The organism is Vibrio sp. LQ2 (assembly GCF_023920125.1).
GTDB classification, from domain to species: domain Bacteria; phylum Pseudomonadota; class Gammaproteobacteria; order Enterobacterales; family Vibrionaceae; genus Vibrio; species Vibrio fluvialis.
Genome location: NZ_CP085308.1, coordinates 664,718 through 686,837, shown reverse-complemented (window position 1 = coordinate 686,837; position 22,120 = coordinate 664,718). Strand labels below are relative to the sequence as shown.

The following is a 22,120-nucleotide window of genomic DNA, read 5'->3' as shown; positions in this document are numbered from 1 at the left end:
TCAAAAGAGACGCAATACTACGGAATCTCGCTCTGTGAGACAAGTCACTCAAACAGTAATTCCACTCTTTCCTCATTTTCCGCCACCGTTATTTGCGTCGTAAATATGGCAGCGATGTCAAATTTTTGAGCACAAGTTCCCTGTGTCACAATTCTAAAAACCATATTTTGTTTGTGGTCACAGTAACTTAAGTTTCATTTTTGCACTACTTTACTTTAACGATATATTCACACCGTCAACCCTACATTAAAAACGATAAGCAAATCATGAGCTCAACTATTACAACTAAGCTTCTGTTGACCCTAATTTCCGTTTTCGCCATGGTGCTGGCCGGCTCGACGGCTTATCAATACTGGCAGCAACGCGATTTAATCAACTCCGTCCTGAGTGAACAGTTGCACGATAAAGCCAGCAACTATTTTGACAGCCTGAATATGATGATGCTCACCGGCACCATGGCGCAAAAAGAGACGTTGCGCCAGAAGGCACTTGCTCAAGAAGGCATTGAACAAGTCCGTGTGTTACGCGGTGACGCAGTAAGCAAGCTGTACGGCCCAGGCCAGAAAAATCAAGAGCCCGTGGATGATATTGATCGCCGCGCGTTGAAAGGCGAGTTCATTCTTGAGCCTTATGAAGCCGATTGGGGCAAAGGGATTGTGGTTGCCTTGCCAATGAAATCGAGTGAAAGCTATCGCGGCACCAACTGTGTAGCCTGCCACATGGCGCCAGAAGGTCAAGTGCTGGGGGTTATTCGTCTGGAATACAATCTCAGCCATCTGAATCAGCTTATCAGCCACCGCACCTGGATTGGGGTTGGCATCATGTCCGCGATTGCCTTGATCGGTTTTCTGGTCACCATGATGCTGATTCGCCGTATTATCGTGCGACCACTGCAACATACCTCCAGCTTTATGAGCCGTGTCAGCGACAGTAAAAACCTGTCCCAGCGTCTCGACCACAGTAAAAATGATGAACTTGGCCAGCTCGCCTCTTCAATCAATTCACTGATGGATACCGTTTCCAACAGCCTTGAACAGGTACAGGATACTTCTCACTCTTTGGCAAGTTCGGCCAATCAGTTAACCGATGTTGCGCAGGTGACCGATCAAGCCGCGAACAACCAGCAGCGCGAAACGTCCGAAGTGCAAAGCAACATTGCAGAAATGCAAGCCAAACAGAGTGAAGTTGAACAAGCGACGGTTGATGCGTCGGCGCTGATCAATCACACCACTTCGGTCGCACAACAAAGTGCCAAACAAGCCCACCTGGCAAGTGAAGACATCAAACATCTGGTCGGTGACATTGAGTCGGTCAAAGGCAAGATTTCTCAGCTCAACGATCAGACTGGCGAAGTGTCGACCATTCTGGAAGTGATCAAAGGCATTGCAGAGCAGACCAACCTGTTGGCACTCAACGCGGCGATTGAGGCAGCGCGTGCTGGCGAACAGGGTCGCGGATTTGCCGTCGTAGCCGATGAAGTGCGCCACCTCGCCTCTCGCACCGCGGAAGCAACCGGAAATATCGAGAAAATCATCGCTCAGTTCCAACGCGACAGCGAACAATCGCTGTCTTCCGTCGACACCGTGTGCGCTCAGGCTCATCAGCGCTCCGGAGAGATCGAAGAACTGTCGGCGGCGATGACAAATGTGGTGTCGGAAATGCAACAGGTGCTGGCGCATGCCAATAGCATTCAGGAACAGACGCGCCTCACTACGCGCGTCAGCCAGGATGTTCAAGGCAAGATTGAAGTCATCACCCGCCATGCGGATGACACCTCACAATCGGCCACGCAAACGCGGGAAATCAGCTTGGATCTCGAGCAGTTGTCGCAACGTCTGGAATCTTTGCTCAATCAATTTACGCTTTCGCATAAGAAATGAGCATTCTGAGCACATTAATAGTTGATGCTGGTGAATTGACAGGTAATATGTCCCCTTGAATCTGTAAAATTCAATCCAACCCAATGTTTCGCTTATTTTTTAAACATTAAGCACATTTTTGAACCTTGGGTGGAATTTTTACCTCAATGGAGACTATATCAAACATGACTTACGCGCCTGTAAAAGACGTACTTAGCGGTAAGCTGGCAGTAGACAGTGAAGTCACTGTTCGCGGCTGGATCCGTACGCGTCGTGATTCCAAAGCTGGAATCTCTTTCCTTGCCATTTATGACGGCTCTTGTTTCGACCCGATTCAGGCCGTGGTCCCAAATAATCTGAATAATTACGACAACGAAGTATTAAAGCTAACGACTGGCTGCTCTGTTGAAGTAACAGGTAAGATTGTTGAGTCTCCAGCGAGCGGTCAGGCATTTGAATTGGCAGCAACTGAAGTTAAAGTTGTTGGCTGGGTTGAAGATGCTGAAACATACCCAATGGCAAAAACTCGTCACTCTATCGAATACCTTCGTGAAGTGGCACACCTGCGTCCACGCACTAACGTAATTGGTGCGGTTGCTCGTGTACGTAACTCTCTTTCTCAAGCGATCCACCGTTTTTACCACGAGCAAGGCTACTTCTGGATGTCTGCTCCACTGATCACTGCTTCAGATGCAGAAGGTGCTGGTGAGATGTTCCGCGTATCGACGCTTGATATGGCGAACCTACCACTCGATGACAAAGGCAATGTGGACTACAACGAAGATTTCTTCGGCAAAGAAACATTCCTAACGGTATCTGGTCAGCTAAACGCAGAAGCCTACGCTTGTGCATTAAGCAAAGTGTACACTTTCGGCCCGACTTTCCGAGCTGAAAACTCAAACACCAGCCGTCACCTAGCGGAGTTCTGGATGGTTGAGCCAGAAGTTGCGTTCGCAGAGTTGGATGACGTAGCAAAACTAGCAGAAGACATGCTGAAGTATGTATTCAAAGCAGTACTTGAAGAGCGTCGTGACGACCTTGAGTTCTTTGCTTCTCGTATCGACAAAGATGCGATTACTCGTCTAGAGAGTTTTGTAAATTCTGACTTTGCACAAGTGGATTACACTGATGCAATTCAGATCCTTCTAGACTCTGGTCGTGAATTCGAGTTCCCAGTTGAATGGGGTATCGACATGTCTTCTGAGCATGAGCGTTACCTAGCTGAAGAACACTTCAAAGCGCCAGTTATCGTGAAGAACTACCCGAAAGACATCAAAGCTTTCTACATGCGCCTGAATGATGATGGTAAAACTGTAGCAGCGATGGACGTTCTGGCACCAGGCATCGGCGAAATCATCGGTGGTTCTCAGCGTGAAGAGCGTCTGGATGTTCTGGATGCACGCATGGTAGAAATGGGCATCGACCCAGAGCACATGAGCTGGTACCGCGACCTACGTCGTTACGGCACAGTGCCGCACGCTGGTTTCGGTCTGGGCTTCGAGCGTCTGGTTTCTTACGTGACTGGTATGGGTAACGTTCGTGACGTAATTCCATTCCCACGTACTCCACGCAGCGCGAACTTCTAAGCCTGTATGAATTAAAAAAGCCTCCAGTTCGGAGGCTTTTTTGCTTCTGGCGCTTGGTTAAGGCTGGTCCATATTCATTTTCACTGCATAACGCACACTCGCGACACAGATAGCCAACATCACAAATGGTATTGCCGCAGCGGTGTATTCTGTCCAAAATAATTCAGCGAACGATTTCGCCAGAATCAGATGCGCAAAAATTAAAATCAACGCACTAAGAATAGCCACACCAATCAACTTTACTTCCGGTGGAAACGATCTGATTTTCATACTAGCTCCTGAGCAATTAACTCCCTAACCCATTGAAGCACATTCGTTTACTGGCTACCTAGAACAGTTATCCAGTATAAAAGTGGTACAGTTTTCTCGCCGGGTTTGAACTGATCTGTATTTTGATTGGCCTCGACGTGCTCTTCGGTTCAATTCGGTTGATACTTTTCTCAATGTCATTAGAGAAATGACTCAGCCTTGTTCATACTTAAGGAGAACGGGAATAAAAACGGGAGCCGATCATGAAAGTGTTTAAAATCGAAGATCTCTATTACAACGGCGTCAAAGATGGTGTGCATAGCTGGGATCACCCCTATGCTTCCAATCCCTATTATTGGCATCCGGACTGGTTACACATCGCCGAAGACGCAACAGGTCTTCATCCCAAACAACCATTGGAGGTTGCAGAGGGTGAAGAAGCCACAGAAGAAGATGCGAAAAAAGCCATTGTTAAACATCTCAACGAGAATCAGTAACGCTAAGGCTTTCATTGTTCGCGGTGAAAGCCTTTATTATTGTGGTTTAACTCTCCCCACCATTGCTGTTTACTCGTTCTGTTAGGCAAGTTTTTCGTTGGTACAAAATTTCACCAATTCAATAAATTTGTTGTCCAGCAGTGGCTTAATTTTCTGATTTGAATGTATAAAAATCGAGAATAGGACCGACGGTGTAAAAACGATAACGATTACATAACATTTTTGATTCTTCTTTCATCATCTGACGCCTTATAGACCAAGCAGTGAAAGTCCATCGAAGGATGAGTAACTTTTACGCACTTTGTCAGTAAAGCGATAAAATTCGCGCTCGGTTCCCCCCTCTTTCCCTGCCAAAATCGTCGCTTTTTTTAGACTTCAGAGCCAAATGAAAATTTTTTGAATTTTTCTGTTAAGTGCTGTTGTCACAGGTATTTCAGAAAGGTATAAATACGATAAATTTTGATGAAATTTTCCACCCACCTTAACTAACATGGATGAGCATTATGTTTGAAAAAGTTGTCGCGGCCCCGGCTGACCCTATTCTTGGTCTCACTGAAGAATTTAAAAAAGATCCTCGTGCAGACAAAATCAACCTGGGTGTTGGTATTTACAAGAATGAAGCTGGTGAAACTCCAGTTCTTGCGACAGTGAAAAAAGCAGAAGCAGCACTGCTAGAGTCAGAAAAAACCAAATCTTACCTGACTATCGAAGGTACTGCGGAATATGGTCTGGCGGTTCAAAAACTGCTGTTCGGTGCTGATTCAGACATCGTAACCAACAAACTGGCAAAAACGGCTCAAGCTCCTGGCGGTACTGGTGCTCTGCGCGTAGCGGGCGAGTTCATCAAACGTCAAATCGGCGATGTTAAGGTGTGGATCAGCAACCCAACATGGGCAAACCACCATGGTGTGTTTAACGCTGCGGGTCTGGAAACCGTTCAATACTCATACTACAACGCAGCAGCGAAAGACAAAGATTTCGCTGCGATGGTTGCTGACCTAGAGCAAGCATCTGCGGGTGATGTGGTTCTGCTGCACGGCTGCTGCCACAACCCAACAGGTATCGATCCAACAGCTGAAGAGTGGGAAGTACTGGCCAAGCTCGTTGCAGAAAAAGGCCTGCTGCCTCTGTTTGACTTTGCTTACCAAGGTTTCGCAAAAGGTGTGGAAGAAGATGCGGCTGGTCTGCGTACCTTCGCGAAATACAATAAAGAGATCCTGGTTGCGAGCTCATTCTCGAAAAACTTCGGTCTGTACAATGAGCGTGTCGGTGCCTTCACTATCGTTGCCGCTTCAGAAGAAGTAGCGACAACCGCTTTCTCACAAGTGAAAGCGATCATTCGTTCGATCTACTCCAACCCGCCAGCACACGGTGCTGCTGTCGTGACTTACATCCTGAACGATGAAGCTCTGCGTGCGGAATGGGAAGCAGAAGTCGCAGAAATGCGTGAACGTATTCAAGAGATGCGTGAACTGTTCGTCGCAACACTAAAAGAAATCGGTGTAACGGCAGACTTCAGCTTCATCGAACGTCAAAACGGTATGTTCTCATTCTCTGGCCTGAGCAAAGAACAGGTAGCACGTCTGAAAGACGAACTCGCTATCTACATCGTTGGCTCTGGCCGTATCAGTGTTGCTGGTATGACTAAGTCAAACATGTCTCCACTGTGTGAAGGCATCAAAGCAGTTCTGTAATTGCGAGAGTAAAAAGAAGCCGGCGAAAGCCGGCTTTTTTCTTAGTAATTCAATCGGAGCGTTAAACCCATTTCATTGATATGACTGCCTTCTCCATCACGATAAGACACCAAGGCGCCTAACGCCACGCGCTTGAAGAAGTAATAATCGGCGCGCAGAGTTGCAACGTTCTCATCCTGCCACTTGTTACGGATGGCTTCACCAATCAAGCTCATTTCAAACGTTGAGGTAAAGGCATAGCGCACACCCACATCTGCGCTGTAGATAAAGTCATTTTCACTGTAATCACTTTCAACACGAATGCGCATGCCCCCCGCTTTGGCATGGGTGAACAAATCCAAATTCTCAGCCAACAACCAACGATACCCGCCTCCGAGTCTCAGTTGATAACGCTCTATCGTATCGTCGTCAGGGTGGTAAAAGCGTGCGCTGTAGTCGGCGACGAGCAGCCAATCACTCTCATCCCACTTGTGGCTTACACCAAACAGTAAGCCGGTAACATTATCGCTGTCTCCCGCCGCGTAGAGATCGCTGACCGTTCCGGAACTCACCTCCATATTCAGGTAATCGTATTGCAGCGGCTGCTGATCATTGAGGCTGTGTGCAGAGACCATAGGTGCAATGGCAAGTAGCGGTATGATTCCCCAACGTTTTCTCATCACTCTCTCCCGGTGTTGAACGTCTTTTAAACAAGCTTAGACTAAACCTTAGTATGAGGATGCGATATCTTTTGCATTTCTGCCTTCAGCGAAAAATTCGTGTAGTATGAATGGTTTCCAACACCGCCAAGCTGTGTATGCTAATTTTGTATGCACGACGTAACGACAGGAGCCCCAGATGGAAGCCGAACTTTTAGAAATAAAAAACTTCCTCAGCCAATATCCGCCTTTTCGCGATTTGCCCGAAGCAACGCTGGAAGACGTCGCCCATAACGTAGAAATCGCCTACTTCCGTCAGGACACCTCAATCATCCGCTTCGGCGACCATATCGAAGACCTCTATCTGGTGCGCAGCGGCGTGGTTGAAGTCTATCGACGTAAGGGCGAGCTCTATAACCGCTTAACCGAAGGCGGACTGTTTGGTCAGATGGGGCTGCTCACCAACAATAAAGTCCGATTTCCGGTAACAGCGATTGAAGACACCTTGGTCTACTGCATTCCCGAGGCTACGTTTCAATCCCTCTATGAAGACCACGACGCTTTCGCCGACTATGTGGAAGTGCAGGATAACGCCCGCTTGCGTCAGACAGTATCGAATACGGCGGAGCAAAACGATCTCACCACCGTCAAAGTGAAGCGTCTGATTACCAGAGAAGCGCCCTTCGTCTACAAAACCGCAACCATTCAGGAAGTGGCGGTCAAAATGGCGGAAGAGAACGTCTCATCAGTGCTCATCATCGACCCGGATATTCTGCAAAACGATGACGACGACAATCGGCCACTAATAGGTATTCTGACCGATCGCGATTTATGTCGCCGCGTGATTGCTACAGGTATCGATCATAGCGAACCTGTCACCAATGTGATGACCACTGAGGTAATTTCGCTCGACCACAATGCGTATGTTTATGAAGCCATGCTGACAATGCTGCGCTACAACGTACACCATCTTCCCGTCCTCAAAGAACGTAACCCTATCGGCATCATCGATCTGACGGATATCGTTCGTTACGAATCGCAGAACTCCTTACTGTTGGTCAGCAGCATCTTCCAACAGAAATCCATTCCCGATTTGGCACTGATATCGAAACAAGTCAAAGACAGTTTCGTGCGTATGGTCAACGAGGATGCTAACTCACATATGGTCGGTACAGCGATGTCGGTGATTGGACGTAGCTTTAAACAGCGCATTATTGAACTGGCTGAAGAACACCTCGGCCCGGCTCCCATTCCGTATTGTTTCCTCGCGCTGGGATCAATGGGGCGTGACGAACAACTGATTGTCACCGATCAGGACAACGCCATTATTCTGGACGACAGTTACGATGAGGCTATTCACGGCCAGTATTTCGCAGACTTAGCCAAATTCGTCTGCGATGCACTGGATCAATGCGGTTACAGCTATTGCACCGGCGATATTATGGCAACCAACCCAATCTGGCGTATGACGCGTCAAGAGTGGGAAGCATGCTTCGCCGACTGGATTGATAACCCGAATCCGAAAGCCCTGCTCAATGCGTCAATCTTCTTTGATTTGGATGGCGTCTATGGCCGTCTGAAATGGGCAGAACAGCTCAATGGTTTCATTGTCCGCCGAGCGCGCCGCAATAACCGTTTCCTCGCTTGTCTGGCGCGTAATGCGTTAAATCGGACGCCGCCGTTAGGCTTCTTCAAGAGTTTCGTGATGGAGAAAGATGGCCGCCATAATAACTCCATTAACCTCAAGCGTCGCGGCACGGCACCGCTTGCCGATTTGATTCGAGTCCATGCGCTCGCGGTAGGCTCACGCGCGCAGAACTCATTCGAACGCTTGGATGACATCATTGATGCCGGCATTCTGCCCAAAGGTCGCGGACAGGATCTGCGTGATGCGCTGGAGTTCATTTCCATGGTGCGTATCCGCCATCAAGCGTTTGATGTTGAAAATAATATTGAGCCAGACAACAACATCGAACCAGAAAATCTGTCGGAATTTGAGCGCCGTAATCTTAAAGATGCGTTTCAAATTCTCAGTAACGCGCAGAATTTTCTGAAATATCGTTATCAGGCCAGCAACAACTTTAAATAGGCGACACCATGAAGAAACTGTTTCAGGCGCCAAGTATCAACTGGCCCTATAAATATCGTGCAAAACAAAACGTGGTCAGCCACCCTAGCCTGCAGCGCTTTTATTCTTCTGCTCTGCCGGATGGCAATACCCCGCTCGGCGAGGTGGAATTTGTCGCGATGGACTTTGAAACCACCGGCCTTAGCGTAGATAAGGATGAAATCATCACCATCGGCCTGGTGCCGTTTACCCTAAACCGCATTTACCTGAAACGTGGCGAGCACTGGACGGTTCGCCCACGTCAAAAACTCGATGAACATTCCATTGTCATTCATGGCATTACTCATAACGACATCATGGATGCACCAGATCTGAGCGAGATTTTTGAACAGGTTCTAGACCAGCTGGCAGGCCGAATTCTGGTGGTGCACTATCACAAAATCGAGCGTGAATTTCTTGACCGTGCACTTAGACGACGGATTGGTGAAGGCATCGAGTTTCCTGTCATTGATACAATGGAAATCGAAGCCATGATTCAAAAACGCCACACTGCCGGACTCTGGAATCGACTGCGTGGCAAAAAGCCAGAATCCGTTCGGCTCGGCCAGTCACGTATGCGTTATGGCTTGCCTGCCTATACACCGCACCACGCACTAACCGACGCGATTGCGACAGCTGAACTGCTGCAGGCGCAAATTGCACATCATTTCTCTGCAGATCAACCGGTTCGTCAATTCTGGTTGTAAGGCAAGTTCATTTTAAGCCGCGCATGAAAAAAGGAGCCCTAGGGCTCCTTTTTGTCTATCCGACTATGCTTTACAGCTTAAAGCGGCGGATTTCTTGTTCCAGTTCAAACGACAGCTGAGAAAGTTCGGCCGCCTGAGAAGCCGCTTCATGGGCTTCCTGAGCCAGATCATTTGATACATCGCGAATGCCTTCAGTATTGCGCGTGATCTCGGACGTCACTGACGCCTGCTCTTCTGCTGCTGATGCAATCTGAGTCGCCATATCGCTGATGATTTCCACCGCGTTATGGATTTGAGTCAGGCTTGCCGCCGCAGAGTTTGAGTCATCCACACTGGTGTCAGCCAACATGCGGCTGTCGTTCATGATACCCACCGCTTTCGACGTTGTGCCTTGCAGCGTTTCGATCATGGTCTGAATCTCTTTCGTCGACGCATGAGTACGCTGGCTCAGTACGCGAACTTCATCAGCAACCACCGCAAAACCACGACCTTGCTCACCCGCACGAGCCGCTTCAATCGCTGCGTTCAGTGCCAGCAGGTTGGTTTGTTCCGCGATATCCTGAATGGTCGACAGGATGGTGCTGATCTGATTACCGTGAACTTCCAGCTCTTGAATAACACCCGTTGCCACCTGAACTTCTTGTGCCAGAGAGTGAATAGAGTTCTGCGTTTGGGAAACCTGTTTCGCGCCATGCACACATGCGCTTACCGCTTCAGAAGAGTTCTGCGCCGTATTTTCAGAGTTGTTGGCGATCTCTTGAGTTGCCGCCGCCATCTCGTTGATTGCCGTTGCAACCATGTTGATCTCGTCTTGCTGCATGCGAATACGCGCACTGCGTTCTTCAGCGTGCGCCGCCGTCATCTGAGACTGAGAAGAAAGCGACTTAGAAACGTGGCTCAGCTTCATCACCATGGTGTGCATGTTGCCCACGAAGGTATTGAAGTTACTCGCCAGTTGGCCGACTTCGTCGTCACTGCGTGGTTCCAGACGCTGCGTCAGGTCACCTTCACCCGAGGCAATTTCTGCCAGCGCTTTTGACACGCGGCCCAGATCGCGGAACAGGAAGCTCACCAACCAGGAAACAATCACAACCACGATGATTGTGATGATCACAGCGATAACCAGCAGGCTGGTCAGTAGTTGCGTGTGTGATGCAAACTCAGTGTGTTTGTCCATCTGCACGGCAAACACCCAAGGCGTGTTTGGCACTTTAGTGAAATAGAAAAATTCATCGTTGCCGTTGCGACTGACCGTCAGCAACTGATGCGCAGCCGCAGACTGCTCAATCGTTGACATAGTCAGAGATTTAGACAGGCTGTTTACCGGTTTCAGCAGCAGATCTTTGTTTGGATGCGCCAGGAACGTACCATCCTGTGTATCAATCAGCATCGCATAGGCGTTTTCACCCGCATCGATACTCAATACATCGTTGATCAACTGATCAATCAATACGTCCGCACCTACGACACCCGCAAATTGTCCGTTTTGACGAACAGGTTCTGCGATGGTCACCAGCAGTGCATTGGTGATGGCATCTTTGTAAGCCGTTGTGATGATCTGCTTGCCTGCTGCAGAAGCATCTTTGTACCAAGGACGAGTACGAGGATCGTAGTCAGCACGGTTGCGCTCTGGATGGGAGCGGTACATGTCGCCTTTTGGAGTGCCAAAGAAGATGTCGTCAAATCCGCCCGCTTTACGCGCTTGCTGCAGGAATGGGACCACATCCGATTGTGCGGTGTAATCATTGAACGCCGAAGAGATGTCTTTCCGGATACTGATCCAGTCGGAAATGCCTTTCGATGCGGTTGCGGAGATTGCTTCAGCGCGGTCAAGCACACCACGCGTGGTTTGCTCTTTCAGTTGATCGGCAGACAACCAAGTCAGTGCACCAGCCATTACGACCACTGCAGACAAACTTGCGCCGATGAGTTTTTGTTTTAATGTCAGTTTCATCGCAATTTTTTGTTAGAAGTTGGAACAATTCGCGGCAGATAGTATCTACATTTTGTTGCAGTTGCACGAAATATGTCTAAAACAATGCAAAGTATATAAGTCATTGCTTTTACAGGCAATTATTCCGTCAAACCAATGGCGCATGTCAATTTATAATCCATAAAAAAAGCCGGCGATACGCCGGCCTTTCAAACATCTTAATGGTTAACGCTCGAAGCGTTCGGTACGCATGCCCATCACCAGACTGACACACATCAGCAGTAGTACCAGTGTGAACGGCAGCGCAGTTGAGATCGCGCCCGCCTGTAATGCCTGAACAGCTTCAGTACCGCCAATCCACAGCAGCGCAATCGCAATTGCTCCTTCCATTAGCGCCCAGAAAATACGTTGCAGAACAGGAGCATCCAACTTACCACCCGCCGTAATGCTGTCGATAACCAAAGAACCTGAATCGGACGACGTAATAAAGAACACCAGAACCAGAACCACAGCAATCACAGAGAGAATGGTGCCGTATGGCAGTACATCAAACATCTGGAACATCGCCAGCGATACATCGGTCAGTCCGTTGACACCCAGTTCGCCCACATGGTTCACAACCTGATCGACCGCCAAACCGCCAAATACCGACATCCAGATCAGTGTCACAGCCGTTGGAACCAGTAGCACTGCGGTGATGAACTCACGAATCGTACGACCTTTAGAAACACGCGCAATGAACATACCGACAAATGGCGACCATGAAATCCACCATGCCCAGTAGAATACTGTCCAGCCTTGGAACCAAGCTTCATCTGAACGGCCGTGTGGGTTGCTCAGCGGAATAATATTTTCGATGTAAGACATCAGTGTGGTCGGAATCGAACCAAACGTAACCGCATAGCCAATCAACGCAACCAGAATCAGCAACAGGAATGCCACCACCATGTTGATGTTGGAAATCACTTTCACACCACCATCGATACCGCGGATGACCGAGAAAGTCGCCAGCAGCGTGACACCAATAATAACGACAATCTGAAGGCCAATACCCGCATCAATACCAAACACATGATGAATACCACTTGCCGCCTGTTGGGCACCTAAACCCAGTGACGTTGCCAAGCCGAACAGTGTGGCCAATACGGCCAGAATATCCACAACGTGCCCAGCCCAGCCCCAGGCGCGATCGCCCAGAATCGGATAGAAAATCGATCGAATCGACAGCGGAAGCCCCTTGTTGTAACAGAAAAACGCCAGTGACAAAGCCACAACACCATAAATTGCCCAAGGGTGAAGGCCCCAGTGGAACATGGTTGCCCCCAGCGCCAGCTTAGCTGCTTCCGGAGAATTGGCTTCTACGCCCAGCGGCGTTTCATACCAACCGGTAAAATACGCCACCGGCTCTGCCACACTCCAGAACATCAGACCAATACCCATCCCCGCTGCAAACAGCATTGACAGCCATGAGATGAATGAGTGATCGGCAACGGCTTCCTGACCTCCCAGACGGATCTTGCCATAAGGTGAAACCACCAGCGCCAGACAGAAAATCACGAAAATGTTACCGGACCAGATAAACAGCCAGTCAAACGAGCCAATGATTTTCCACTTAATACCATCGAGTGCACTTTTCGCCGTATCGGCATCCACGACTAATGTCGCTAACAGAAACAGCAGAATTAAACCTGCACTGATACCAAAAACCGGGTTATGGACGTCAAAACCCCACTTCTGGACATTGTCCTGCCCGACGGTGTAATCGGTACTGTCGATACTGTACTTATCAATACCTTTCGTCATTTGTCCTCTCTTTTATTCATTCAAGATTGAACTCTACAGCCATGACAACGAAATAAATTCCGGTTGAAAACAGTAAATATATTTCGTACTCATAACTATTATTCTAATGTAAAGTTGACCTATATTTTACACATCAAGTGCAAGAGATCTACCCAAAGGTTGATTTTTGTACTAATTTTCTTGAAAATTGCTAACGGTTGTTTATCTATTAAACAAAAACAACAAAAATATTGTTCGTACACAAAACATTTTACATCACTAGACATTGATTAAAATAGGTCAAAAGCGGAGATAGAAAAGTATGAAGTCAATACTTTTCATCCGGCTTTAAGTGATGTATCGTCGCGCCTAAATTCTTCGATACGTTGTGGATGTAAATTTTGGAAAAACATGAAGAAGTACTGGTCGCGATTCGCCAGATCATCCGAGCCATTGATCTACACTCAAAAAAATTGAGCAAGAGTGCCGGATTAACCGGACCTCAGTTGATTCTGATGCGATCAATTCAGCAATTGGGCGAAGTCACTATTCGTGAGCTCTCTAAACACACCAACATGAGCCAAGCGACGGCGACGACGATTCTCGATCGTCTCGAGCGCAACGGCTATGTACAACGTATTCGCAGCAACACCGACAAGCGCAAAGTGCACGCCCATCTTACTGAGGAAGGCCTCAAGCTGCTGGCGGAAGCACCACAGCCACTACAAGAAGATTTTGTTGAGCGTTTTTGCCAACTGGAAGATTGGGAACAGTCTCTGCTGCTTTCTTCTGTGCAGCGTCTGTCTGCAATGATGAACGCCGAGAACATCGACGTGGCGCCGATGCTGGAAATTGGCAGCATCACGAAACCGGAATAGTGCTGATATCGTGGTAGAAATGACTACAGAGTAAAAACGAGAAAAGGTTGGGTATAAGCCCAACCTTTTTTGTTGCCGCTGAACGTTACGACTGATGTCATTCCAGCATGCCATGCTGGATAGCGTATTGCGCCAGCTCCGCCGTCGAGTGAATATCCAGTTTATGTTTGATGTTCTGACGATGCGTCTCTACCGTGCGATAGCTGATGTTGAGTAACGACGCAATTTTCTTACTGCTATGACCTTGAGCCACCATCTTAAGCACCGCCTCTTCACGTCGGCTGAGCGGATTAGGCTTTTGAGCCGATGGAATGATGTCCTGCGTGAACAACGTCTGCGTGACGGATTCACAAAAATAGGTTGAGCCAAGATTGACAGTTTTGATGGCCTGTACCATCTTCTCGGCGGAAATCTCTTTAAGCATGTAACCAACCGCTCCGGCCTGCATCACTTTCATGATGTACTCACGGTTGTCATGCATGGTCAGCATCAGGACTTTGGCGTCCGGTACTTCTTCTTTAATTAAACGCGTCGCATCGATGCCGTTCATAATCGGCATACTGACATCCATCAGAATCACATCCGGGCGATGTTGCTTCACCACCTCAAGCGCTTCCAATCCGTTGCTTGCGGTCGCAATCACTTCGATTTCCGGCTCCATTTCCAGGCGAGCCATAAACCCTTCAAGTACTACCCGGTGATCATCGACGATCACCACTCTAATTGGTTTTCCCATACACTAATCCATCCAGATTCAACAGCACGGTGATTTCAGTCCCAAACCCTGGCTCGCTCATCAGCTCCAGTTCACCGCCTAAAAATTCTACCCGCTCACGCATATTGCGCAGCCCGATCCCTCGCTTCACTCGCGCATCTTTGATTGAAAATCCGACACCATCATCGCGAATCATCAACTGAAGCATAGTGCCCATCTGCTGCACCATCACGCTGACTCGCTTGGCACGGGCATGTTTTTCAATGTTATTTAACGATTCCTGCACCACTCGATAGAGCGTCGTCGCCACTTCAGATTTGAGCTTCGTGCCCGGTAAGGTATCGAAATGGCTGTCGGTTTGAATTCCCGAGTGCGACTGAAAATCTTCCAGTAACGTAACAATGGCAGCCTGCAGACCAATATCATCCAACGCACTTGGCCGCAGATTGTGAGAAATGCGCCGCACCTCGTTGATGGCCGTCATCAGCGATTGCTGAGCTTTGTCGACGTGCCCGGCCAACGTGTCATCCTTAAGCTTATGTCCAAGAAGCTCCAAATGGCACTTGCTCGACACCAGCAATTGATTGATACCATCATGCAGTTCACGCGCCAGATGCTTTTTCTCATCTTCCTGAAACATCACGGTTTTATGAGCCAGTTCTTTGAGGTTTTTGTCTGCCAGACGGTGCTCATGCAGGTTGATGGCCAGCGTGAGCACGATGATCACCGCGACAGTGACGGCCAGAATCACCATCACCGAGAAAAATGTCGTATCAATGTTTTTATTGATGGTGGCCTGCATAGTTGCCACTTCCTGACTGACATCTTCAATGTACAGTCCGGTGCCGACCATCCAGCCCCATTTGTCCAACCATTCAACGTAACTGAGTTTCGGCACTACTTCACCGGAAGACGGCTTTTGCCACAAGTATTGATGGAACCCGCCGCCGGACTGGGCCTGAAACAAAAGCGCTTCAATAAGGTAATCGCCTTCGCTGTCTTGCAGTTTGAGCAGATCCTGCCCGATGAGTTCTGGCTGAGTGGGATGAACCAGATTGATGCCATTGGCATCGTAGGCAAAGAAGTAACCATCCGAGCCATAACGCAGCTTGGTCAAAACCTTTTTGACTTTAGCTTTGGCATCATCGTCCGAAAGACTGGGATCGTTGTATACCAGCGCGATGGCGTCCAGTGCCAGATCAACGCTGTCTTTGAGAGCGGTTTCGCGGGCTTTGATTAAATTCGCCCTAAAGATTTCCACTTCGCGTTCACCCAGACTTTTGGCCTGATGAATGGAAATCCAGCTGATACTCGCGGTGACCAACAGCAGTGGCAACAGCGTCAGCAGTATCAATTTGAATTTAAGAGGCATTCCCTTCCCCAAAATAAAAACTGCTCACCGAACGTCGGTAAGCAGTTTCACTTTAGCAAGATGTTGTGTTTCTAAGAAACCCGAAGTCGACAACCTCGAATTTGATCACATTCCATAGAAGCCGGGGAATACCAGCAGCGTCGCTAGCACCAGAATCTGGATAGTAATAAACGGAACAACACCGCGATAGATGTCCATCGTCGTCACCGATTTTGGTGCAACCCCTTTCAGGTAGAACAGACTAAAGCCAAACGGTGGTGTCAAGAAGGAGGTCTGCAAGTTCATCGCAATAAGAATCGCAAACCAGGTCATATCGATATCGAGCAGATTCGCTACTGGCGCAATAATAGGCACGATAATGAAACAGATTTCTACGAAGTCGATAAAGAAGCCAAGGATCAGAATCACAATCATAGTGACGATCAGGAAGCCCCATTTATCACCCGGGATACTCAGCATCCACTCCTCCACCAGCAAGTCGCCGCCAGTGTAGGTGAACGCCATCGAGAACGCCGTCGCACCAAGTAAGATGGCAAATACCATCGCCGTCACTTTCACCGTCTCTTTCGATGCGTCATACACCATTTTCCAGCTGAATTGGCGATACGCTACAGCCAACAGCAGGGCACCCGCACCGCCGAGTGCCGCCGATTCAGTTGGCGTTGCCACGCCCGCGAAAATCGATCCCAGTACGACGATAATCAGTGCTAATGGCGGAATAACCGCTTTCAGCGCTCGAACGACTTCTTGCGAGCGGCTCACGCTGTCGTCACGTTCAATCGGCTGAGCCGCCATTGGGTTGAGCTTGGCATAAATCAGAATATAGAGAACGTACGCGCCAACCAGCACCAAACCTGGCCATAGTGCCGCCTGGAATAGGTCACCAACCGGCACACCCAGTACGTCACCCAGCAGAATCAAAACAATAGACGGTGGAATGATTTGCCCTAACGTCCCCGACGCACAAATGGTGCCGCACGCCAGCCCTTTGTCGTAGTTGTACTTGAGCATGACAGGCAGAGAAATCAGGCCCATCGCCACCACAGAAGCGCCCACCACACCCGTAGACGCCGCCAGCAGCGCGCCCACTAAGACGGTAGAAATCGCGATCCCGCCACGAACGCCACCGAACAGACGCCCCATCGACTCCAGCAACTGCTCTGCTAATTTGGTTTTTTGTAGAACCAGCCCCATGAATACGAAGAGTGGTACGGCCATCATGACCGTGTTTTCCATAATGGACTGTATGCGATACGGCATGAAAGCGAACATGTCGATACCTTCTGCCCACACCCCGAAAATCAATGCAATGCCGCCAAAGGTAAAGGCGACAGGAAAGCCTAACAGCAACGCAAAAAGCGCCACAAAAAACATCACGATACCGATCATAGCGTCGTCCTTTTACTTCGAGTCATTGAGGCTAGAATGCATCAGACGCGGGTTGACAATTTTGTTGACCGAGTGAAGCAACAGCCCCAACCCACTGATAGCCATAAAGAAGAATGAGAGTGAAATAATCGACTTGATCAGCCAGCGGTATGGCAAGCCACCCGGATCGCCAGAGGTTTCATGCAGTTCGAAGCTCTCTTTGGCAAAATCGATACCGAAGTACATGACCAGCAGACAAAACGGCAACAGGAATATCAGCGTGCCTGCGATATCCACCACCGCTTGCGCTTTATGGGAAAGGCGTTCGTAGATGATGTCGACCCGAACATGGCCACCCGCTTTGATGGTATACGGGATACCTAACAGAAATACTGCGGCAAACAGGTGCCACTCCAGCTCCTGAAACGCAATCGACACATCATTAAAGACATAACGCATGATGACGTCATAAACCACATTGGTCACCAGCAAGATGAAGAGTATGCTGGATACCCAACCCCAGAAATCGCTGATGCGATTAATCAACCTTTCGATATAAATGAGACTTCTCATTCCTGACTCCCTGGAAACTGGAAAGATGCTCCGCGTAACCCGGAAGTTCGCGGAGCTTGTCGTTATAATTTTTCTTGGGCTTTGCGGCGAGAGCCTAAGCCCTCGCCGTTGAGATTACTGTTCGCTGTTGAGGTAAGCGCGCGTTGAGATATCGGTCCACGCACGAACTTGTTTCATGTAGTTCGCCTGTGACTCCTGAATCTCTTTTGCCTGAGGATCGGCTGCGGCATGTTCCGCAAGCAGACGATCATTCGCAGCACGCAGGGCTTCGATAACCGCAGGTGGGAATGTCTTCACTTTTACGTTCGGATATTCAGTGGTGATCGATGCCCAGTTCTTACCACTCTCATGGACAGATTGAGTGTACATGTCGTAAGCCGCAGTACGCATTGCCACACGAAGAATCTCACGCAGATCTTCTGGCAGACGTTCCCAGGTACGTTTGTTCACCAGGAATTGCAGCTCAGTCGCTGGTTCATGCCAACCGGTGTAGTAGTAAGGTGCAATTTTGTGGAAGCCCATACGCAGATCCAGAGACGGCCCTACCCATTCCAGCGCGTCGATCGTGCGGCGCTCAAGTGAGGTGTAGAGTTCACCCGGTGCGATGTTGGTTGGTTTGGCACCCACTTCCGCCAGCACTTCACCCGCGAAACCAGGAATGCGCATTTTCAGACCTTTCAGATCGTCGACCGTGTTGATCTCCTTCTGGAACCAACCACCCATCTGCACGTCAGTGTTACCGCCTGGGAAAGAGAGCATATTGTGCGGCTCATACACTTTCTCCATCAGTTCCATACCACCACCGTAGTAGAACCATGCGTACTGTTCTGGAGGCGTCATACCGAAAGGCATAGAAGTAAAGTAAAGAGTGTTAGGAACTTTGCCTTTCCAGTAATAAGAAGCCGAATGGCCCATGTCGTACTGACCCGACTTGACCATATCAAATACGCCCAGTGGTGCTTTGTGTTTGTTGGCAGAGTCAATACGGATTTGCAGACGACCGTTCGACATTTTTTCAGCCATCGCCGCCATGTTTTTGGTGGCATCACCGAAAATCGGGAAGTTTGGTCCCCAGGTTTCCGCCAGCTTCAAACGGTAGACTTTCTCTGCAGCGCTAGCAGAGGCAGAAAACAGAGCGAAGCATGTCGCTACTGCCGCCAGGCCAGTAACCACACGTTTTACAGATTGATGAATCAGACTCATTATTCACGTCCTTTTGTTATTGTTCCTCAGCTCAATAGAGCCATGGGTTCGATGTCACTTTGGTAGAAGTTTGAACAAGAGGAAATGAGCGTGATTACGCAAACTGATAACACTAGAAATAGAAAACAGGACTAAAGTAGTAAGTAGTACCACGTAAGATATATACAGATTATTATTTTATTTATCTGTTTTATAAGAATATATCAATTCTTACTCGAACAATTAAATGAATTAGTACGTAGTTGTTTTTCACCAGTTGGTTATTGCAGAAAGTTATCAGAAGTGTGATGAATGACGAATGTGAGACAACAAAAAGCCCCGGAGAACCCGAGGCTTTTTGTGAATGAACTGTCGCTATCTGAAAAGGTGAAATTAGATCGCTTTGTAGATAACTTTGTTGCCTGCCAGTTGCTCTTTCACCACCAGGTTTTCATCCAGCAGTTTCTTCAGAGCACCCGTAGCCCAAGAAGCGGCTTTTGCATCTTCCTGACCTGCGGCCAGACCAATCGACTTAGGATTGATGCCTTCTGCATTCCCAGCAACGATATCCAGTACCTGTTGCTGTTTTGGAGTTAACGCTACGTCTACTTTTGTCGCTGCTGCAACTTTTTCTGCGACCGGTTTGATTGCCGCTTTCTTTTCAACAACAGGTTTCGCAGTCACAGGCTTTGCTGTTTTCGGCGCTTGAGCCAAGTTCGCTACAATCGCTTTAATGCGTTTTTGCAGTTTAGCCTGCACGTTACGCTTATGAGCAAGTCTCATCGAGTATGTCTCCATTTCACTGCATAAGGCGCAGTGGTGAAAATTTGAAGCGCGTTTTATAACAAAATTCGGCTGCCATTTGTAGGGTATTGGTCAAGATCGAGGGTAAAAACACGCTTTTATGTCATGGATGACTACAATTTAATCATGAGGTAAAGTGATCACTTGTTGCACTACTGGGTATAAATACAGAGAAATTTCAGACGATTGTAGCGAGCTGTATGCAAACTGTTCATTTATCAAATCACCATTTTGACCTGCACTCCCCTTACGCCAAAGTGGTCGGCTTCGTGGCCATCGTCGCCACGCTGTTTCTGGTCATTTTGTCGCCGAGCTGGCCTCAGGCGCTGATCTCCCTTTTCGCCATGGGCAGCCTGTGTGGTTTAGGTTATTGGCTCATTCGCAAGAGCTGGGTTGGCTATACCTTGACACCAACCCACTTTCAACAACACCTGTTTCATGGCGGCTGGGTGGTGAAATGGAGCAACATCAGTCATATTGGTATTTGTAGCTACGAGCAGGAGGGTTGGTATCAACCCCTGCCGTGGATAGGCATCAAACTCAAACAGTACGAACCTTACCTCGACGGTATTTGTCCGCGCATTGCCACGGAAATTCTGCTCAGTCAGCGTGCGCTGTTGTATCTCGGGGCGCGGCAGAAAAATCAGGAATCATCGTTCGAAGATATGGTGTTGGACTCACAGCCATTCTGCGAACAACGCAAAGGTAAAGTGTATAAAGGCTTGATGGCGATGCTGGCAAACCGTATGCGCTATCAGCGCCAGTATTACGATTACGATGTGTTTATTTCGGCCAATGATCTTGACCGCAGTGCAGAAGAATTTGTGGGATTGGCCCGGCGTTATCTTGCCGCCGCCGAGCCGGAATCGGATCAGTAAAGTGGCATTTCGTCGGCAACAAACGGGTTGCTGGCACGTTCGTGACCAAAGGTAGACGTTGGACCATGACCAGGTACAAACGTGACATCGTTGCCCAACGGCCAAAGTTTGGTTTTGATGGAAGTGATCAGCGTATTGAAATCGCCTTTCGGGAAATCAGTGCGACCGATACTGCCATTGAACAACACGTCGCCGACAAAGGCCAGACGGGCTTCTTCGCTGAATAACACCACATGACCCGGAGTGTGGCCCGGGGTATGCAGCACGTTCAGAGTTTGATTTCCGAATGTCACCGTGTCGCCTTCATCCAACCATTCCGTCGGTACAAATGCCTCTGTCAGAGGAAAGCCGAACATCTTGCTCTGCCCTTCCAGACCTTGCAGCCAGAAGTTATCGTCTTTGTGTGGGCCGATGATATCGATACCGCCAAGCAAATCCGCCAACGGCTCCGTGCCACCCACGTGATCTAAATGGCCGTGAGTCAGCACCAACTTGACGATATTCACACCCAGCTCGTCAATCATCATTTTCAGTTGTTTCACGTCACCGCCCGGATCAACCACGACGCCTTGCATGGTTTCATCACACCAGACAATTGAGCAGTTTTGGGCAAACGGCGTAACGGGAACAATTTGATACTTTAAAGACATGCTAAACCTTGTTCGAACAACGAAATTGCCCGAACTATGACACTCTCATCTCATTTTGACAAGCTAGGCACCTTGCCACTGGCGAACCGGGCCGGTATCAATGTGAACGAATTGACTCTTGGGATAGTACCCTACGCCGCCAGCCTTGAGGCTGAGCGCCGCTTCGTGAACCTGCTTGAGCGAGACACCTTCCAAACGAAAATCGATGGCTTGACCCAGCATATGGAAACTCTTCTTGGCAACACCCGAAGATTTGTTGCGTAGCATGGCATTCGTCGTCGGTGAACGATAACCGGAAATGATCTGCACTTCTGCATCGGTGCCTAACGCAGCTTGAATACGGGTGATTTGATCGAACAATTTTTTGTCCATCGGGTGCACTTCATTCTGGCGGAAATCACGGCAGATGTGATTCAGACGCTGCAACTCAGAACGAACATAACGCTGACCATTAAAATAACAAGTTTCTAACGTTTCACCGGTATGTAGGTTATTCATTGCCAAAACACGACGTTTATCGGGATATGATGCATGCGCAATACCTGGTGCACAGGCTGCGACCACCAAGCCGGAACCGGCAAACTTAAGAAAATCTCGACGTGACAGACTCAAAACAACACCTTTTTATTTACGGAATTTGATCTCTAC

General features: G+C 48.7%; 20 protein-coding genes. 8 read left to right on the top strand and 12 right to left on the bottom strand.

What is annotated here, in order from left to right; genetic code table 11:
* The first annotated feature begins 266 nt into the window (after positions 1-266).
* Positions 267-1,880, top strand: coding sequence for a methyl-accepting chemotaxis protein (locus tag LGV68_RS03260; RefSeq protein ID WP_252536245.1), 1,614 nt, complete (start codon positions 267-269; stop codon positions 1,878-1,880).
* Between the two features lie 164 nt (positions 1,881-2,044).
* Entirely contained in the window at positions 2,045-3,445 is a 1,401-nt protein-coding gene (gene asnS / locus LGV68_RS03255; RefSeq protein ID WP_020330942.1) for an asparagine--tRNA ligase, read from the top strand.
* Between the two features lie 57 nt (positions 3,446-3,502).
* Here asnS and LGV68_RS03250 read toward each other — a convergent pair whose 3' ends face one another.
* A complete protein-coding gene (locus LGV68_RS03250) occupies positions 3,503-3,715 on the bottom strand; it encodes a hypothetical protein (protein WP_020330941.1) in 213 nt (70 codons plus the stop codon).
* Positions 3,716-3,957: 242 nt separating this feature from the next.
* Between LGV68_RS03250 and LGV68_RS03245 the strand changes: the two genes are divergently transcribed.
* Positions 3,958-4,191: a hypothetical protein gene (locus LGV68_RS03245; protein ID WP_020330940.1), complete on the top strand. Its 234-nt coding sequence runs from the start codon at positions 3,958-3,960 to the stop codon at positions 4,189-4,191.
* A 503-nt stretch (positions 4,192-4,694) separates the two neighbouring features.
* Positions 4,695-5,885, top strand: a complete 1,191-nt coding sequence (locus LGV68_RS03240; RefSeq protein ID WP_020431167.1) for an amino acid aminotransferase — start codon at positions 4,695-4,697, stop codon at positions 5,883-5,885.
* Positions 5,886-5,926: 41 nt separating this feature from the next.
* Here the strand turns inward: LGV68_RS03240 and LGV68_RS03235 are convergent, their stop codons facing one another.
* The gene (locus tag LGV68_RS03235; protein WP_075988512.1) at positions 5,927-6,544 is read right to left on the bottom strand and encodes an Ail and OmpX; all 618 of its coding nucleotides are present in this window, start codon (positions 6,542-6,544) and stop codon (positions 5,927-5,929) included.
* A gap of 178 nt (positions 6,545-6,722) precedes the next feature.
* Between LGV68_RS03235 and LGV68_RS03230 the strand changes: the two genes are divergently transcribed.
* On the top strand, positions 6,723-8,612 hold the full coding sequence (locus LGV68_RS03230; RefSeq protein ID WP_252536243.1) for a DUF294 nucleotidyltransferase-like domain-containing protein: 1,890 nt from the start codon (positions 6,723-6,725) through the stop codon (positions 8,610-8,612).
* Positions 8,613-8,620: 8 nt separating this feature from the next.
* Positions 8,621-9,337 carry a 3'-5' exonuclease gene (locus LGV68_RS03225; protein ID WP_020330400.1) on the top strand — a complete coding sequence of 239 codons (717 nt, stop codon included), beginning with the start codon at positions 8,621-8,623 and terminating at the stop codon, positions 9,335-9,337.
* A 70-nt stretch (positions 9,338-9,407) separates the two neighbouring features.
* On the opposite strand, the gene LGV68_RS03220 is transcribed toward LGV68_RS03225, so the two are convergent.
* Together LGV68_RS03220 and LGV68_RS03215 are read right to left on the bottom strand one after the other, a co-directional pair.
* The gene (locus LGV68_RS03220; RefSeq protein ID WP_024374370.1) at positions 9,408-11,291 is read right to left on the bottom strand and encodes a methyl-accepting chemotaxis protein; all 1,884 of its coding nucleotides are present in this window, start codon (positions 11,289-11,291) and stop codon (positions 9,408-9,410) included.
* 204 nt (positions 11,292-11,495) lie between these two features.
* A complete protein-coding gene (locus tag LGV68_RS03215; RefSeq protein ID WP_252536241.1) occupies positions 11,496-13,073 on the bottom strand; it encodes a BCCT family transporter in 1,578 nt (525 codons plus the stop codon).
* Between the two features lie 380 nt (positions 13,074-13,453).
* Here LGV68_RS03215 and LGV68_RS03210 point away from each other — a divergent pair, with 380 nt between their 5' ends.
* Positions 13,454-13,930 (top strand): MarR family transcriptional regulator, encoded by a 477-nt coding sequence (locus LGV68_RS03210; protein WP_020330397.1) that lies wholly within the window; start codon positions 13,454-13,456, stop codon positions 13,928-13,930.
* 97 nt (positions 13,931-14,027) lie between these two features.
* Here LGV68_RS03210 and LGV68_RS03205 read toward each other — a convergent pair whose 3' ends face one another.
* The 6 genes from LGV68_RS03205 to LGV68_RS03180 form a co-directional block, all read right to left on the bottom strand.
* Positions 14,028-14,666 carry a response regulator transcription factor gene (locus LGV68_RS03205; RefSeq protein WP_020330396.1) on the bottom strand — a complete coding sequence of 213 codons (639 nt, stop codon included), beginning with the start codon at positions 14,664-14,666 and terminating at the stop codon, positions 14,028-14,030.
* Positions 14,650-16,017, bottom strand: a complete 1,368-nt coding sequence (locus LGV68_RS03200; RefSeq protein WP_020431176.1) for a cache domain-containing protein — start codon at positions 16,015-16,017, stop codon at positions 14,650-14,652. The genes LGV68_RS03205 and LGV68_RS03200 overlap by 17 nt, the downstream gene beginning before the upstream one ends.
* A 105-nt stretch (positions 16,018-16,122) precedes the next feature.
* On the bottom strand, positions 16,123-17,406 hold the full coding sequence (locus LGV68_RS03195; protein WP_158130253.1) for a TRAP transporter large permease subunit: 1,284 nt from the start codon (positions 17,404-17,406) through the stop codon (positions 16,123-16,125).
* 12 nt (positions 17,407-17,418) lie between these two features.
* Positions 17,419-17,958 (bottom strand): TRAP transporter small permease subunit, encoded by a 540-nt coding sequence (locus tag LGV68_RS03190; protein ID WP_020330393.1) that lies wholly within the window; start codon positions 17,956-17,958, stop codon positions 17,419-17,421.
* Positions 17,959-18,072: 114 nt separating this feature from the next.
* Positions 18,073-19,161 carry a TRAP transporter substrate-binding protein gene (locus LGV68_RS03185; RefSeq protein ID WP_020330391.1) on the bottom strand — a complete coding sequence of 363 codons (1,089 nt, stop codon included), beginning with the start codon at positions 19,159-19,161 and terminating at the stop codon, positions 18,073-18,075.
* A gap of 372 nt (positions 19,162-19,533) precedes the next feature.
* Positions 19,534-19,923, bottom strand: a complete 390-nt coding sequence (locus LGV68_RS03180) for a hypothetical protein (RefSeq protein ID WP_020330390.1) — start codon at positions 19,921-19,923, stop codon at positions 19,534-19,536.
* 221 nt (positions 19,924-20,144) lie between these two features.
* Here LGV68_RS03180 and LGV68_RS03175 point away from each other — a divergent pair, with 221 nt between their 5' ends.
* Positions 20,145-20,822 (top strand): DUF2982 domain-containing protein, encoded by a 678-nt coding sequence (locus LGV68_RS03175; protein ID WP_020428550.1) that lies wholly within the window; start codon positions 20,145-20,147, stop codon positions 20,820-20,822.
* Here LGV68_RS03175 and LGV68_RS03170 read toward each other — a convergent pair.
* On the bottom strand, positions 20,816-21,472 hold the full coding sequence (locus tag LGV68_RS03170) for an MBL fold metallo-hydrolase (protein ID WP_020428552.1): 657 nt from the start codon (positions 21,470-21,472) through the stop codon (positions 20,816-20,818). The two genes, LGV68_RS03175 and LGV68_RS03170, sit on opposite strands and share 7 nt — an antisense overlap.
* Positions 21,473-21,535: 63 nt before the next feature.
* On the bottom strand, positions 21,536-22,084 hold the full coding sequence (locus LGV68_RS03165; RefSeq protein WP_020428554.1) for a DUF882 domain-containing protein: 549 nt from the start codon (positions 22,082-22,084) through the stop codon (positions 21,536-21,538).
* Positions 22,085-22,120: the final 36 nt, after the last annotated feature.